Origin of the sequence: Rhodomicrobium vannielii ATCC 17100 (assembly GCF_000166055.1) — a bacterium.
In the GTDB taxonomy this organism is placed as follows: Bacteria; Pseudomonadota; Alphaproteobacteria; order Rhizobiales; family Rhodomicrobiaceae; genus Rhodomicrobium; species Rhodomicrobium vannielii.
The window spans coordinates 3,438,580-3,455,210 of sequence record NC_014664.1 but is presented as its reverse complement, the minus strand read 5'-3'; the positions used below and the strand labels follow the sequence as shown (position 1 = coordinate 3,455,210).

Annotated in this window: 9 protein-coding genes and 3 pseudogenes; 10 read left to right on the top strand and 2 right to left on the bottom strand. The window is 60.1% G+C overall.

What is annotated here, in order from left to right:
• The first annotated feature begins 271 nt into the window (after positions 1-271).
• From RVAN_RS15910 to RVAN_RS15880, 8 genes and pseudogenes are all read left to right on the top strand, one after another.
• A complete protein-coding gene (locus RVAN_RS15910) occupies positions 272-586 on the top strand; it encodes a hypothetical protein (RefSeq protein ID WP_155942487.1) in 315 nt (104 codons plus the stop codon).
• Positions 586-1,080 (top strand): hypothetical protein, encoded by a 495-nt coding sequence (locus tag RVAN_RS15905; protein WP_013420731.1) that lies wholly within the window; start codon positions 586-588, stop codon positions 1,078-1,080. Before RVAN_RS15910 ends, RVAN_RS15905 begins: the two co-directional genes overlap by 1 nt.
• 163 nt (positions 1,081-1,243) lie before the next feature.
• Positions 1,244-2,316, top strand: a pseudogene (locus RVAN_RS15900) (IS630 family transposase).
• 485 nt (positions 2,317-2,801) lie between these two features.
• Positions 2,802-4,394: a DNA methyltransferase gene (locus RVAN_RS20690; protein WP_210160441.1), complete on the top strand. Its 1,593-nt coding sequence runs from the start codon at positions 2,802-2,804 to the stop codon at positions 4,392-4,394.
• Positions 4,395-5,798 carry a class I SAM-dependent DNA methyltransferase gene (locus RVAN_RS20685; RefSeq protein ID WP_210160440.1) on the top strand — a complete coding sequence of 468 codons (1,404 nt, stop codon included), beginning with the start codon at positions 4,395-4,397 and terminating at the stop codon, positions 5,796-5,798.
• A 44-nt stretch (positions 5,799-5,842) separates the two neighbouring features.
• The gene (locus tag RVAN_RS15890) at positions 5,843-6,727 is read left to right on the top strand and encodes a restriction endonuclease (protein ID WP_155942486.1); all 885 of its coding nucleotides are present in this window, start codon (positions 5,843-5,845) and stop codon (positions 6,725-6,727) included.
• A 93-nt stretch (positions 6,728-6,820) separates the two neighbouring features.
• Positions 6,821-8,059, top strand: a complete 1,239-nt coding sequence (locus RVAN_RS15885) for a DUF3644 domain-containing protein (protein ID WP_013420729.1) — start codon at positions 6,821-6,823, stop codon at positions 8,057-8,059.
• 512 nt (positions 8,060-8,571) lie between these two features.
• Entirely contained in the window at positions 8,572-9,558 is a 987-nt protein-coding gene (locus RVAN_RS15880) for a ceramide glucosyltransferase (RefSeq protein WP_245258000.1), read from the top strand.
• Between the two features lie 143 nt (positions 9,559-9,701).
• On the opposite strand, the pseudogene RVAN_RS20340 reads toward RVAN_RS15880, so the two are convergent.
• Positions 9,702-9,791: pseudogene (locus tag RVAN_RS20340) on the bottom strand (transposase); the annotation flags it as partial.
• 209 nt (positions 9,792-10,000) lie between these two features.
• Here RVAN_RS20340 and RVAN_RS15875 point away from each other — a divergent pair.
• On the top strand, positions 10,001-13,201 hold the full coding sequence (locus RVAN_RS15875) for a hypothetical protein (protein WP_013420726.1): 3,201 nt from the start codon (positions 10,001-10,003) through the stop codon (positions 13,199-13,201).
• A 10-nt stretch (positions 13,202-13,211) separates the two neighbouring features.
• The gene (locus tag RVAN_RS15870) at positions 13,212-15,677 is read left to right on the top strand and encodes a hypothetical protein (protein ID WP_013420725.1); all 2,466 of its coding nucleotides are present in this window, start codon (positions 13,212-13,214) and stop codon (positions 15,675-15,677) included.
• A gap of 223 nt (positions 15,678-15,900) precedes the next feature.
• On the opposite strand, the pseudogene RVAN_RS19790 reads toward RVAN_RS15870, so the two are convergent.
• Positions 15,901-16,618: pseudogene (locus tag RVAN_RS19790) on the bottom strand (IS5 family transposase).
• Positions 16,619-16,631: the final 13 nt, after the last annotated feature.

Genomic DNA, 16,631 nt, shown 5'->3' with positions numbered 1-16,631 from the left:
CGCTTTGCGCTCCCGCAGCACGTCGATGGAAATCGAGTGCTGATGTCTTCTCCCGCATGCTCGATCATCGAGCCCGATATGCAGGGTGAGGACGGATCATCCCGAGTTCTCAGATGTCTGGCCATAGCCAAGGAGGGCACCGACATGAAAACTGTTCGGGGCTCTCTATGTCTTTCGGCAGGCGTGCCGGTGCCTCTCCATTTTCCAGGAAAGGCCTCCGCAAATGATCGTCACCTTCAAGAAGAAGATAACTCGGCCGAAGGATGCAAGCGTGCCTATTGGTCACGATGCGCTTGTCGAAGCGGCGCTTCAAATTGAGGCGCCGGAGACGAGCCTTCCCGCGCCTGCCGGATGGACCGAGCCCTACGACAGCGAACTTGGCGACATCGTTCATGAAATCGAGAACGCAGATCTCGAAGAGACCCTGAGCGATATCGACTCCTCGGCAAATCTTTACGACAAGACGGCCTTCCGCATGGGTGGTCGGCTATTGCGCGTGAAACGAGAGGGCTGGTTCGCTCCTTACTCGTCCTTTAATGAATGGCTCGAGAAGGGAAAGGGCATCAGGCGGGCGAGAGCGTATTGATGCGCATCTACGACGTGCTTTCGAATTGCAAGATTTCTGCCGCGCAGCTTGAAGCCATCGGCTGGACCAAGCTGCGTGCGATCTCAGGCGTCGTTACCCCCGAAAACGCAGCGGAGTGGCTTGAGGCGGCAGAAAAGATGTCGAGGGGTGACCTCAACGAACTCGTCCGGAAGGCGAAAGCGAAAGGCAAGAGCCTGGAAGCGGGCGAGGAGCAAAAACAGGTCAAGACCTTTCGCCTTTATCAGGGGCAGGCCGAAATTGTAGAGTTGGCTCTCGAAAAGGTGAAGCATGACACCGGAACCGCTCACGACAACGTCGCCCTGGAGCTTATCTGCGGCGACTTTATGGGCAGCATGACGCTGGAGGAGCGGTTGAAGTACCAGGACCCCGATGTCCTGCTGCAAAAGCTTGCGACCGCTGCTGCCTCCTGCGGCCCTGATGTAGCTATGGCCGCCATTGAAGTCCTCCAGGAACACCTCGCCATGCATCAGTAGACCGAGCTGATAGTGAAATAGGGCTGGCAGAAATCTACCCGGGTAGACGCAGGCGGCGCCTTCGCGCGCGCCGCTTGCGAAATCCCCAATCTCCTGGCGGAATCTAGTGCACTGACGCAAACATAGGATTCACAAAGCAGACGAAGCAAGGCATGCTTCAGGCATGGCTCAAACCGTCTGCATCCTTCTCTCGTCCGAAGACCGCTCACGTTTGGCGGCGGTCATCGGGGACCGCAACAGCCCGCAGAAGCACGCGCAGCGGGCAAAGATCGTGCTTCATTCTGCTGAGCGCCGTTCCGTTTTCGACGTCGCCCGCTTAAGCGGCGTCAGCCGGCCAGCCGTATGGCGTTGGCAGCGGCGCTACGCCGAAAAAGGGGTGGACGGGCTGTTGCGCGACCAGACCCGCAAGCCAGGCAAGCCGCCTTTGTCAGCGAAGAGCGTCGCGAAAGTGCTGGCGCTGCCGTGTTCCGAGCCCCCCGGAAACGCCACGCATTGGACCGGACGCGCTGTCGCCAAGGCGGCGGGCGTCAGCTTGCGCACGGTGCAGCGCATCTGGGGAGCCCACCGCCTTCAGCCGCACCGCTTGCGCACGTTCAAGAAGTCGAACGATCCCGCCTTCGCCGAAAAGGTCGAGGATGTGGTGGGCCTCTACATGAGCCCGCCCTGCCATGCCGTGGTCCTGTCCATCGACGAGAAGAGCCAGATCCAGGCGCTCGACCGCACTCAACCGGGCCTGCCGTTGAAGCCCGGCAAATGCGCGACCATGACCCACGATTACAAGCGCAACGGAACCACCACGCTGTTCGCCGCACTCAACGTGCTGGATGGAACCGTGCTCGGCCGCTGCATGAAGCGCCACCGCCATCAGGAGTTCATCAAATTCCTCAACGCCGTGGAGCGCAAGGTCCCAGCCGGCAAGATCATCCACGTCATTCTGGACAACTACGGAACCCACAAGCATCCCAAGGTGGACGCCTGGCTGGCGGATCATCCGAGGTGGGTTTTTCACTTCACGCCGACCTCGGCGTCCTGGCTGAACGCGGTCGAAAACTTCTTCTCCGCCATTACCCGGCGGCGCATCCGTCGTGGCGTCTTCAAATCCGTCGCCGACCTCGAAGACGCCATCAAGCGCTACATCGCCGATCACAACCGGAACGCAAAACCCTTCGTCTGGACCAAAACCGCCGATGAAATCTTCGACAAGCTCAACCGCCTCAATCTGCACCTTCTGAATGAGTCAGTGCACTAGCAAGCCGCTCCATGCGTGCACAGGTCGAATGTTCGACCTGGCTCATTAAGAGGCGCCTTCGACACCTGCTGGCGCGCGTGGTCTTATCATCGGCGTTTCGAAAGTGAACGATACACCGCTCAAGGCGACATGATTTCCGGACACGGCGGCGAGGCAACCGTTTGGACACCGCAATGGATAAGGCCCTGAGAGGAATCTACCCGGGTAGATAGGTGATGCTCTTTCCGCTCTCGATGCTTGACGAGAGGAACGGACGCCGCGAAAGTCAGACATGCGGAATATAACCGCCGCCTGTTTGCTGGGACCGGACGGATGACCTTTACTGTTAACGCCCCTTGGGTGAAAGCAATGGCGTTTTTTGATTGACGCAATGCAACGCGCCGCGATTGCCTAAAATAGTAATTCAGTCATAAATGGCAAAGCGTGAGTCGTCGTAAGGTCGGCGCACGTCTGTTCGGTTGCGAAGTGATTTTTGATCGCCCTTTTGCGCGCGACGCTCTGGTTAGGGGCTGAGCCATTGATGCGAGAACGCATGACCCCGCACGAGTTCCTTTCAAAATGGCGCAACGTCGAGCTCAAGGAGCGATCCGCCTCCCAAAGCCACTTCAACGACATTTGTCGCCTGCTCGGCATTGAAGACCCGATCAAAGCCGATCCGAAAGGGACGTGGTTCACGTTCGAGAAGGGCGCGACAAAAACGAGTGGCGGCGAAGGCTGGGCTGATGTTTGGCGAAAGGGCTGCTTCGCCTGGGAATACAAGGGACACGCCGCCAACCTTCAAAAGGCGTTCGACCAGCTTCTTCGCTACTCAATCGCTCTTGAAAGCCCGCCGCTCCTGATCGTGTCCGACATGGAGCGCATTCGCATCCACACCAACTGGACAAACACGGTCCAGCAGGTCCACGAAATCACGCTGGAAGACCTAGCCAATGGGGCGAAGCGCGACTTGCTGCGCGCCTGCTTCGAAGACCCAGAAAGGTTGCGCCCGGCTAAAACCCGTCAAATGCTGACCGAGGAAGCGGCACGGGAATTCGCTTCCCTCGCTCAACGGCTCCGCGACCGTGGGAACGAGGCTCATCAGGTTGCCCATTTCGTCAATCGTCTGGTCTTCTGCATGTTCGCCGAAGACGTTCGTCTGTTACCGGACGCGATATTCACGCGCATGCTGGAGGCGAGCCGGAGCAATCCGAGCCAGTTCTCCGCCCATGCCCAAACCCTGTTTTCTGCGATGCGTTCAGGCGGCATGGTGGGCTTTGAACAAGTCGAATGGTTCAACGGCGGCCTTTTCGACGATGACAGCGCCTTGCCGCTTGAGGCTGACGACATAGCCAACCTGCTTGCCGCCGCGCGACTTGACTGGTCGGAAATTGATCCCTCAATTTTCGGCACCTTATTTGAACGCGGGCTCGATCCCAACAAGCGCAGCCAGCTTGGGGCGCACTATACGGATCGCGACAAGATCATGCAGATTGTGCGGCCGGTGATCATCGAGCCGCTTGAGCGCGAATGGACTGAAGCGAAGGCCGCCATCGCAGGCCAGATGGACAAGGCTGCCGAAGCGCGGGCTCGCGTTCCGGCGACACAGGCCGAGGCCCGCAAGGTGTTTATGGTAGCTCGCCGCGCCGAAGAAGCGGCATTGCGAGCGGCCAAAGAGCATCATTCGAAATTCGTTGAACGGCTTCGCAACTTCCGAGTGCTCGATCCCGCGTGCGGCTCAGGCAATTTTCTTTATCTTTCGCTTCTGGCGCTGAAGGATATAGAGCACCGCGCCAATCTCGACGCCGAAGCGCTGGGGCTCGGGCGATTTGCCCCGTCTGTCGGGCCGGAAAACGTGTTTGGCATCGAAATCAATCCCTATGCAGCAGAACTGGCGCGAGTTTCGGTATGGATCGGCGAAATCCAATGGATGCGCCGCAACGGTTTTGATGCGGCGCGAAATCCGATCCTGCGGACGCTGGAAAACATCGAGAACCGAGATGCCGTTCTCGCCCTCGACGGCACGCGGGCGGAATGGCCCTCAGCGGACGTGGTCGTTGGGAATCCGCCGTTCTTAGGCAACAAGTAAATGATCGGCGAATTAGGCGAGGCTTACACGCTAGCCTTACGCCAGGCATGGCCGGAAGTGCCAAGCGGCGTCGATCTGGTGTGTTACTGGTTTGCTAGCGCATTTGCAAACATGCTAGAGGGCAAACTCGAACGCGCCGGATTGGTAGCGACTAATTCGATCCGGAGCGGGGCTAACAGGGAACCGCTCAAGAACATTGTCGACAAGGGGCGAATTTTCGCTGCATGGAGCGACGAAGAATGGACTATTGAAGGAGCCGCAGTGCGGGTTTCGCTCGTCTGCTTCGACGTTACCAATGGCCAAACGGCCGCTTCGAACGGCTTGGATTTAACCAGAACACAGCGGCTCGATCAGAATAAGGGCGTTTGCTTTGTAGGGGTAATATTGAATGGAGAGTTTGAACTCCCCGCCGCGTTGGCTAGGGCAATGCTGGCCGCACCACGTAACGTAAACGGGCGAGCAAACAGCGACGTTTTGAAGCCAAGTCTCAACGGAGACGATTTCAACGGGCTGCGCCCCGACAAGTGGGTTATCGACTTCGGGACTGAGGTGTCCGAAAAAGAGTCATCATATTATGAAACGCCGTATGCGTATATCGAGAAGCGGGTGCGACCCTACCGTCAGCGGCTCAAAAATGATGGCTCATTTGCTGTACGGGCGAAGATTGAACGAGAAGTTTGGTGGCGACATGCTCGATCACGCCCGAAAATGAGGGAAGCTCTGAACGGATTTAGCCGTTACATCGGCACACCAATGGTATCGAGCTATCGGACATTTGGCTTTCTGCCGTCTTCCGTGCTGCCTGATCAAAAGCTCGTCGTATTTGCTAAGGATGACTTTACGACACTCGGAATATTACACTCCAAATTCCATGATGTTTGGACTTTTAATAAGTGTTCGTGGATAGGTGCGGGAAACGACATCACTTATTCGAACACGGAAGTATTCTTGACGTTCCCTTTTCCGGAAGGCCTCACCCCCGACATTTCCGCTGCCATTTATGCCGACGACCCCCGCGCACAGGCTATCGCCTTGGCCGCCGCGAGGCTCAATGAACTGCGCGAGAACTGGCTTAATCCGCCGGACCTCGTGCGACGCGAGCCCGAGGTCGTGCCCGGCTATCCGGATCGCGTCCTGCCGGTAAACGATGCCGCAGCAAAGGAGCTGGCCAAGCGCACCCTCACCAACCTTTATAACGCGCGCCCCGCATGGCTCGATCATGCGCACAGAGCGCTTGATGAGGCGGTTGCGGACGCATATGGCTGGGGCGCAGACTTCCGCGCCGGGAAACTGACCGACGATGAAATTCTTGCCCGCCTATTCCGGCTCAACCAGGAGCGGGCCGCAGAGCAAAGCAAAGCTACCCGTGCATACGTATCCGAGACCGTCGAGGTGTGCGGATGAGCACCGTCACTCCCGAATCGCCAATTCCCGATTACCAGAGCCTCATGCTGCCGGTGCTCAAGGCTGCCAATAGCGGAGAAGTGCGCATTGGCGACGTTGTTCGTGCGCTGGCGGAAGCTCTGGCCTTGAGCGATGAAGACCGCGCGATCTTGCTGCCGTCCGGGCGACAGACCTTGTTCGCCAACCGGGTCCATTGGGCAAAGACCTATCTTGCCAAGGCGGGTTTGGTCGAAAACACACGACGTGGCCATTTCCGTATCACGCCGCGCGGAAGCGAGGTGCTGGCGGCAAACCCCGACCGCATAGACAATCGGTTCTTGAGCCGGTTTGAGGAATTCCGGCTGTTTACGGATCGTTCGGCGGCATCGTTTGAAGAGGCCCCGTCCCTTGCCGCTGAAAGCAGTGCCGATCAGACACCCGACGAGGTGATGAGAACAGCGCATCGGCGTATCGAGGCGGCTCTTGCTCAGGAATTGCTGGATCGGGTGCGTGCCGCGCCCCCTGAGTTTTTCGAGCGGCTTATCGTGAACCTTCTGCTCGCCATGGGGTATGGAGGTTCGGCAGCGGAGGCAGGCCGCGCCTTGGGCGGAAGCGGCGATGACGGCGTGGACGGGGTCATCGATCAGGACGCGCTTGGGCTCGACCGCTTTTATATCCAGGCCAAGCGCTACGCGGCGGGCAACACCGTGGGGTCGGGCGCGATTCGTGACTTTTTCGGCAGCCTTGGTCGGCACAAGGCCGCCAAGGGCCTGTTCGTCACCACGTCAGCATTCACGGCGAGCGCGCGCGAAACGGCCGACTATCTAAGCAAACGCATCGTGCTGATCGACGGCGAACACCTTACGCGGCTCATGATCCGCTACAATATCGGCTGTCGGATCGAAGAAACGCTGCATGTCAAAAGGCTGGACGAAGATTTCTTTGAATAAACGAATTTCTCGCGCGCGTTGTGCACCAAAAAATTCAGGCGAGAGGTTCAGTAGCGGCGAAGGCGACAAAAGCTCCAGCAAAGAGGGATCGGCATGCCGGTGCGCAGGCGGGGGAATAAGCTTGAAAGCTGGGAAGTCGCCCTAATCAAGGCAATGATAGGCGATGAGCGCTGGCCGAACGATCAAGATATCCTTGCCTATTTCACTCGTCCGACGCGCTCTATAAATCACCGCGCTATCAGCGAAATTCGTACCAGCGCGAAGCACGCAGCGGTTAAAGCCGCTGATGCTGATGAATTGGATAGCTTCATTGCCTCATGGCCAGCAGTCGACCCGGAAACCGGTCTAGCATTGCGCGGCGATGAATTGCTTCTGAAAGCCCGCGAAGCGATGATTGCGGCCGTGCACACATTCAATAGTGCGGGGCTCACGTTCCGCGCCGAGTTGTTTATTGTCACTGCTATCATCGCTTGGACCTACCTTTTGCATGCTTGGTTCAAACGCGAAGGCATCGACTACCGGCACACAAAAAACGAGGGCGGTCAGAAAGTCGTCGTCAAAACGCCGAACGGTGCTGACAAGTTTTGGGAAGTTGAGCAGTGTCTAAAACATGAACGCTGTCCGGTCGAACAAGGAGCCAGGGATAACCTCCGATTCCTTTTGGAACTTCGCCACGAGATTGAGCATCGTTCGACCAACCGGGTAGACGAAGCCGTGAGTGCAAAGCTTCAGGCGTGCTGCCTGAATTTCAATGACACTATTAAGCAGCACTTCGGTCCACAATACGGCCTTGAGCGCCGTTTGCCGATAGCGCTGCAATTCGTGACTTTCAGCCCCGACCAGCGGGCGCTTCTGAAAAAAGCTGGAACACTGCCTCGCCACATCGAAACGATGATGGAGGGATTCGAACGCCATTTGACCCCCGAGCAACAGGCCGATCCACGCTATGCCCATCGGCTTTTCATGATACGAAAAACAGCTAATCGGGCTCCAAGCTCTGATTTGGCTGTTGAGCTTGTGCCACCTAACTCAAGGGTTGCTCAAAAATTTGACATCGCCCTAAAGGAGGTTGAGAAGAAAAAATACCTACCAACAGAAGTTGTGAGGAAGATTCGAGCAGAGGGCTGGAACCGCTTCACACGAAGCTTTGGAAGAGGCTCGAAGCAAAGAAGCCTGCCAAGGGTTATGGTGTCGTTGCTGTCGGAAACACGTGGTGCTGGTACGAAACATGGCTGGATCGCGTCAGGGAGGAATGCGAGCAGAACCGTGAGAAATACCGTTTTCAACCAGCCCCTCAAGCGGGAGCCGCAGTGGGTCAAGCACATGACCTAAACGCAAAGCGAACGCCGCCTGATAATTTGCCCATAGCTAAAGCTCCAATTTGATGGTGAAGTTCTCATCTTCGCTGTCTATGGTGCGCCATTCCCGAACAAAAGAGAGAACTGCGGGCGGCAGCGCTTTGCGTCGAAGACAGCGTCCGACGTCGAACAGCGCAGGCACCCGCGAGGCGCCCGAAACAATCCGCCTACGGCCAGAGGGGCTCTGCGGATAGCCCAAATTTTACGCGCCGCCGTCACCGTAATCGCGTCGCCGAGCCTCATCCAAGACACCTCCCCATCTCTGTCATGCAATGGTCATCACTCGTTGGCATTGTGTTCGCCACCTCAATGTTGGGGCTCACATGCGTAGCTTTGCCGATGCACTTGTTTGACTGGCTTGTAGCCCTGTTCTGCGCGACTGCCGTAGTAATCCAGCTTTTGAGCACGTTTCTTGCCGCATTTCGATGTTCCCCACTTTTCAGTCTCTCACGGCCGGCATGCGATTTCACTCCGCCGGTAACTATCTTGCGCCCTTTGCGCGGACTTGACGCCTATGATAAGCTCACGTTGCGATCGGGCTTTACACTCGACTATCCAGATTATGAGCTCATCTTTTGCTGCGAGGATGCAAACGATCCTGCTTTGCATCTCGTAAGAGACTTAATCGCCGCCCATCCCGAGATCTCCGCGCGGGTCTTGATTGGACCGGACAAGACGACAGCCAATCCGAAACTTAACAACGTCATCAAAGGGTGGGAGGCGGCAAGCCACGATTGGGTCATCCTCGCGGATTGCAATGTCCTCATGCCTTCGGACTATATCCAGCGTCTCCTTGAAGGATGGCGAGGAGACACCGGAGTCCTTTGCTCCCCACCAGTGGGTTGCATGCCAAAGGGCATTTGGGCCGAAGTTGAATGCGCATTTCTGAACACCTATCAACTGCGCTGGCAGTACGCCGCTGACAGCGTCGGGCTTGGCTTTGCCCAGGGAAAAACGATGCTTTGGCGCCGATCGCAGCTTGATCAAGCTGGCGGTATCCGCGCGCTTGGCGAAGAGATCGCCGAAGATGCCGCCGCGACGAAGATCGTAAGGCGCCAGGGGCTTCGCGTCCGACTTGTTGATCGCCCTTTCGGACAGCCATTGGGGCATCGATCCCGCGCCCAAGTTTGGAACAGACAGGTTCGGTGGGCGCGGCTAAGGCGCGCGACATTTCCGACCGTGTTCATTCCGGAGCTGCTTTCCAGTAGCCTGTTGCCGATACTTGCAGGTGCCTACACAGCAGACAATGCCGGCCTGTCGCCAACATACGCCCTGCTAATCCTTATGGTTCTTTGGTTTGGAAGTGAGGCAGCTCTCGCAAAAGTATCGGGTTGGCATTTAACGCCTACGTCTCCGGTTGCTTGGGCTTTACGCGACCTGATGCTGCCTGTGCTGTGGATCGCGGCTTGGTCAGGGGACAGCTTTTCATGGCGCGGCAATGAACTTCACCTCACCCGCACGACGGAGGCCTGATCGACGATGTCAAACGAGCCCTCAACACTTTAGGCAACGCCCGAGGCACTCGAAAAGGCGCACAGGCAGATCGTTTGCGCCCGCGGCTTGGCAGGGAAGTGGTGTCGCTTGTGATTGGACGATCCCACGGGATCGAAGCTGTCGAGAAGCCGGTCCCACACCCCCGCCTTGCGCCAGCGGTTGAAGCGGTTCACGCAGGTCGTATGCGGGCCGTAGCGGGCTGGGATGTCGGCCCGGAGCCGGGTCCGATCAGTCGAGCAAGGCGCGAAGGCAGATCGCACAACGCGAGCATTCGCGGGACAAATGCATGCAGCGCAAACCGCCGCAAAGTGCCGCATGCCGCCCGCCAAGACATTCATCTAGTGTTCCGTCCAAAGAGTTTTTTTTGATCCATTTTCGGCCGTCGGCACGCACCGACTGCCGGTTCATACGGGAGATCCGCATGCTGCTCGATGGCGCCAAGGCGATGCGGATTTCCCTGCTGATTGCGCTTGCGGCTTTCGGCTGGATCGCCGTCTATATCGAGTTCAACGAGGAGCTTCGGCGAAGGATCGGCGACGGCGCCCATGCGAGCGCCTTCCTCTCTCTTTTCGTCGGGCTTTCGGCGTTCATCACCGCATTCTACTTCCGCCGTCTCGCAAGAATTCGCGCTGACCTCGCGCAGGGCAAACCCCTCGCTCGCTGGCTCGTGGCGCGCGGCGATTGGGACGCGTTCGCGGCGACGGAGGCGCGGGAGACCGAAGAAGGCCACCGCGCCACACTCTTCATCATTCTCGGCTTTGCCGTCGTGATCCCGGCCGTGCTGGCGCTGATCCTCGGGGATGCGCAAATCTTCGCCGTCATATCCCTTGGCATCATGGCGGTCGGCGCGATCGGCTTCCTCCTCGGCCGCAACGCTGCGAAGGCGCATCTGCGCTACCGCGATGGCGTCGTTTCGGTCGGCGAAGACGGCGTGCTCGTGAACGGCGTGGTTCACGGGTGGCGGCTTCCGGGTTCCGCCCTTGTCGGCGTCGAACTCGATGAGAGCGCGACGCCTGCCGTCCTCGCCATCACCTACGCCTTCTGGACGCGCGGCGGCCGGCAATATGTGACGGTGCATGCGCCGGTTCCGTCCGACGCGATCGCCGAAGCCCGCGCGGCGGTGGATAGGCTTCAAGCTCGTGCGGAAGGCCGTGCGCCCGAGCGGACGCCGTCGAAACAAACCGCAGGCTTTCTGGCAATGCTTGCCGTAGGTGGGCTCATCGTGCAGGCGCTCCCCGCCGCCGCGCAAACCGACGATTGGCAGCGCTTCAAAATCGACGAGGCTAGCGTCGCCACCCCGCCCGGCTGGCGGGCCGAACTCACCGAGGAACGCCGGACGGTGCAGGCTATCGAGCCACGCGGAGGCCGGGAAGTCCGCGTCTGGTGGTGGTTTCCCGACGAGCCGCTGCTCGGCTATACCGATGAAATCGCGCATGACAAGGTGACGGTCGCGGGCCAGCCCGCGCTTCGCGTCCATACCCGCTTCGAGGGGCGCGATACCATTTCCGTCACGCTCGACAAGCCGCGCAAGGACGGCAAACGGCTGCACTTCCTTTTCGAGGCACAGCGCCGCCTCGACATCAACGACCCCGCCCTGATGGGCATGGTGACGCGGCTGACTCTCGCCGGTTGGGCAACGTCCAACACCTCGCCGGAGACGCCGGACGCTGTCGATGTCTCGGGCGGCGATGCGGGAGCCGCCGCCGAGCCTGAGCCGGAAGGGCCGGTGCAGCGCGCCGAACTCGGCAATATCGCCGCCGTCGTCAACGGTCCGCGCAAGAACACGATCATCGCGATCAAGCGCCCGATCTTCGTGCGCACGCTTGAGACCTATCACTGGAACAACGCGCGCGGCCGGAAGCCAGGCATCATCGCGCTGCTCAGGCCGGATGGAACGGAGGTTGGCCGCTGGGTGGCGCGCGGGAAGCCGGGTCAGGGCGGCGTGCCGAACGCCTATTGGGAAGCAGACGTCAATCAGCGGCTCGACGAGGGCAGCTATGTGCTGACGACCTCCAGCAACGAGACGTGGGCCACGAATGCGGGCGTGGGCTGGCGGGGCTTCTACAGCATGGACTATCAGCTGCTGCGGCAGGAGCCGACGCCCGAGCCGCTTTCTGGCGATGCACCGCCGGACGACCCGCAAACAAACGGCACCTCGCCAGATCAGACGGACGTGCCCGTCGCTCCGACTGCGGACGACGATCCCGCGCGGCCGCTGAAGCCGGGCGAGACACAAACTCTCGTTTTCTATCAGGGTGACGAGGTGCTGCCGCCGTGGAGCGCGTTTCAAGGCCAGGGCGGAAAATTCAAGGATCACGCTCGCGTCGAAAGCGGTGCGCTTCGAGTGCGCGTGCCGGAAGGATCGGGCAACGGGCTGGTGGGCCTTTACAGCGAGGACTCTCTTCTGTGGCTCGATTCCTTGCGCAACGGCGGCGAAGCCGTGCTGACCTTCGACTTCGACCCATCGGAGACCTCGGGCTTTCTGATCGGCCTCAGCACGCATCACAATCTCAACGGCAACGAACCTTCGAACCCGCGCTTCCTTCTCCATTGGCGCAGGACGGCAGACGGTAAGGGCAAGGCAACGCTCATCCGCGACTACAACGCAACGCTGGAAAAGGAGGCGCTCGCGAAGGCACCAAGGACGGTGCGCCTCGTCATTTCAGAAAAAGGCGTGCGTGTGGATGGCGAAGGCCTGCCCGCCGATGTCACGCCATGGGGCGATCTCTCCGAGGCTCAAGGGTTTCGCATCTACGCCATCTCCCGCCCGGACAAGAATGGCGAGGCTGTATCGATGGCGCTGAAGCGTATCACGCTTTCGCGCAAGGGCGGCGAGAAGTTAGCGGCCGATGTACAGCCCGCGCAGGGCGTCGCGCCGCTACCGTCTCAGGTTCTGTTCGAGGGCAAGCCGGGCGCGCTCTGGCAGGCCGCCGGCCTTCATGCGGATCAGGAGGCGAAGTTCGTTGCCTTTCGCTCCGCTGCGATGATCGCCGATGTGCCGGAAAAGATAAACGATTGGGCAATGGCCGGGCTCCTCACAGCGAAGCCTTTGCTGCGATTCAACGAACGCATAGCCAAAACGCCCTACCGTTTGATCCTGACGCTCGATCCGCGCTTGACGACCGGCTTGCGAATAGTCTTCAGCGGCGACAAGGTTCAGGAGATGTGGGGCGGCATGGCGGGCGCCTTCCGGCTGATCCGCCGGACGCAAGGCGAGATGGCGGGCAAAACGCATCTTCAGATCCGGGCGAACGGCGGCCCTTACGCGGTCTGGGACCGAGCCATTTCTTCGGCCTTCCTCGACAGGAATTGGGATGGGCGCATCGTCCTGACCATCGGCGACACATGGGCGACGGCCGAGCTTCCGGGCATCGTCTCGTTGCGCGGCACCGCGTTCAATCTCGGCCCGGGCGCGTCGAAATACATGACGATCTACTCCGAGCCGGAAAAGGAATACCAGCCGTCCCGGCTCGTGCTGCGGAGGATCGAGGGCGGCTGGGTCACGCCCGCTGGCATGACCGCGGCGGAACGCTGGACGCTCGTCGATGACGCCGCATTCGACAAGGATCGCTTCCTCGACGACCTCGCCGCCGATCTTGATGCACCGTCGCAACCGAACTGAGGGCCGCACGATGTCCCGTCTCGCCTTTGCATCCTTTCTTCGCGGCGCGGTGGCGCTGATCGTCTCGCTGCCCATGCTGTTGCTTGCCACGGCCCCGGCATCGGCCTGGGACACCCAGCTCACGCGAGCGATCATGCAGGTCTATCTCGGCACCGCGAGCGAGGCGCAGATCGCGCTCGTCCGCGCGAACAACCATGTCATCAATAACATGGCGAGCACGGGCCATCTGCGAGACCACGTCTATCAGAAGGTGCAGGCCGATTTCGCCCGCTTCAACGCCGAGGTGGCGACGAATGCCGCCCGCAACAACGGACTGGACCTCAACGCGCAGAAGGCGACGAAGGCCGCGTCCCCCGGCACCGACAGCGATTTCATCACGTCGAGCAGCAGCGGCAAGATGGACGTGGGCCAGATCGAAGGCTCGATCCGCGATTACAACGCCGAAATGAACCGGCGGCTTGGCACGCAGAATGTCGATTACGCGAAGCGGCTCAATACGGATTTCATGGCCAATCCGAACCAGATGAGCGCGGATGACTTCGCCAAGGTTTCGAAGCTCAACAACGATGCCTACAAGAAGCAGGGCGCAGCGAGTTACGAAGCGAAGGTGCGCACGCCGGGCGAGACGGTCACGGCGAGCGAAATCGTCGACTACCAGAAGGATATGCGCGACCTGATCGGAAAGAAGAGCGGCCAGATCAAGGATTTGCAGGGCAAGCTTTCCGACGCGCTTAAGGCCGATCCTTCCGGCCTCAAGCCGGAGACGCGCAATCTCAAGGCCGAATTGCAAATCCGCCAGCAGCAGCAGGCGAAATATATCGAGCGCTTCACGGAGGCGACGCGGCTGACCGCCGAGACTTATGGGGTCGCGGCACCTGAAGGCTCACCCATCGCTCACGAAGGGTCCGACCGCTCGCTGAAACCCGGCGAAGGGCAACTCGAATCCGACAAGGTGCGCGCGAACCAGAAGGCGGCCGCGAAATCCTCATCGCTGGCCGACTACCAGACCGGAAAGGCGACCGGTGAAAGCGTTCGCGTGAACGTCGAAGCCAGCGGCAACATCGAGGCCCAGGCGGGGCGTATTCCGGATCGCGACCGGCTGATGGCGAACGCGGCCGACCAACTGACTGATCTGCCGCCTTCGCAGCAAGGCGAAGTGATCGACGATGTCCGTCGACGCTTCGGCGACGATGCGGCCCGCGAGCTTACCGAACGCGCCCGCGCCGCCAACTCCGCGAAGGCCGCGGCAGGGCGAACCGAGGCTTTCAAAGCAAACGCCAAGGCCGCCGCCGAGAAGATTGCGGTCGTTTCCGCCATCGCCGGGCTTGCTAACGAAGTCCGCGCCTGGGTCAAGGGCGAGAAGTCGAATTGGGAAGCGGCCGAGACAGCTGCCGACATGGTGAGCCAAGGCCTTTACAACACAGGCAAGAACCTCGCAGGGTGGAAGGAAACCTACGACCTCAACAAGTCGGCTTTCACGAACGAGACGCAGGCGCGCATCTTCCGCATCGCCAAGGAATTGCACGACCGTGGCGTGGACCTTGCCGACGTCAAGCGCATCGTAGCGGACATGGAGAAGGGGTCTGAAGCGAGCCTCGACGGCAAGATCAAGGATCTGGCCGCTCAAGGCGTCGCCTATACAAAACCGGTACCCGTGGAACGCACGACCTTTTCGGACCGAGGCTGGACGGAATACGCAAAGGAACAGGGCGGTGTCGCCGCCGACATCGTCAAGGGCATCCTCGTGGCGCCCGTCAAACTTGCCTGGGATACGGGCAAGGATCTCGGCGAACTCGTTCTCATCACGAGCGACATCTACAAGGCCCACAGGAACATCTCCGACGCCGATCTCGAAGTCATCGAGCAGCAGAATGCGATCACCCGCACCAAGCTGATCCGGCGACTGACCGAAATGGGCGCCGATCCGCGTGAGGCGGAAACGGCGGTGGATGCCTGGTTCGACGGCAAGGATGAAGGCATCGAAAAGCTTCGGCGCCTGCGCGATAAGCTCAGGGGCGACGATGCCTCGACCGCAGCCCCCGAGGCGCCGCTCGTCAGCCCCGAGGAGATCGCAAAGCGCCGCGCCCACATCATGGATCGGCTCGCGAACCTCAATCACACCAAGCTGAAAGCGGCGCTTGATGGTATGGGGATAGCGCCGCCGGTCGACTTCTATAACTGCCTGTGTCGGTCGGCCGGTTATGGCTCGTCCAGCGCCGCGCAATATTATCATCCCGATACGATCGGCGAGTACGACCCCAAGTATAGTTGCTCACAGCCGGGCGATCCGTGCATCGTCTCCGGCTTCGGATGCGGCCGCTATCCGCTGCCCAGCGGTGCGAAGATCTGGACGAGTTGCATCGCTGGAAACAGGGTCAACCCGACGCTCGGCGCGGACGGCAAGCCAATGCCGAAAAGCGGCGTGCCACTCGACGAGGCCGTCGAACAGGCGCTCCGGCAAAGAAAACGTCCCTGACCATGGCGGCGTCGCGATGGCCGTATTGGATATGCACTGGCTTGAGCCAGAAGCCGCGCCTGAGTCCGCTTCTTTTGCAGAAATTTTTGAGTTAGGATCGAGCAAGGTGTACGGCGACTCGCTTGCCTTCCTAAATGACCATAACCCAGCTTGCCACCGGACAAAACAAAGGGGCAATCTGACCCGCTCAGAATGGCAGAGAAGGGGCAACTAAACCGTGGACTCATAATTGAGAGCACCAAAGGCGCGTCGCGATGAGTTTGACGGCGGCAAGGAAGTCGGCGGGATCCTTGTCGTAGCGGGTGGCGATGCCACGGAACTGTTTGATCTTGTTGAAGAACCGTTCGACGAGGTTGCGTTGCCGGTACAGCCAGCCGGAAAAGACGAACCGTCCCTTCCGGTTGCGGCGCGGCGGAATGTTAGCAAACATCCGCTTTTCGGCCGCCTTCGCCCGGATGGCGGCTGCGTCGTAGCCCTTGTCGGCGAGAGGATGCCGCCGTCCGCCACCGGCTCGATCAGGGCCTCGGCCTCGACGCTGTCGTGGACCTGGCCGGCTGTCAGCGCCAAGCCGATCGCGCGGCCTCCGGCGTCGACAAGCGCGTGGACCTTGCTCGTAAGCCCGCCTCGGGAACGTCCCATGCCCCGATCCATGCCGTGATCGAAGGCCCCCTTTTTGCAGTCGCTCCGTGTTGATGGACGCGCACGCAGGTGGAATCGATCATGACGAAGTCCACGTCGTAAGCCTTTGAAACCGCTTCGAGAAGTCTATCCCAGACGCCGGCCTTCCGCCACCTGACGAAGCGGTTGTAGCACGTCGTCGCAGGGCCGTAGCGCTCCGGGATCTCCGCCCAGGGCGAACCCGTGCGGAACCGCCAGAGGATGCCGTTCAGCACGCGGCAGTCGTCCACACGCGGCACGCCGCGCGAACGTGGCGGACCCATGGGAAGATGAAGA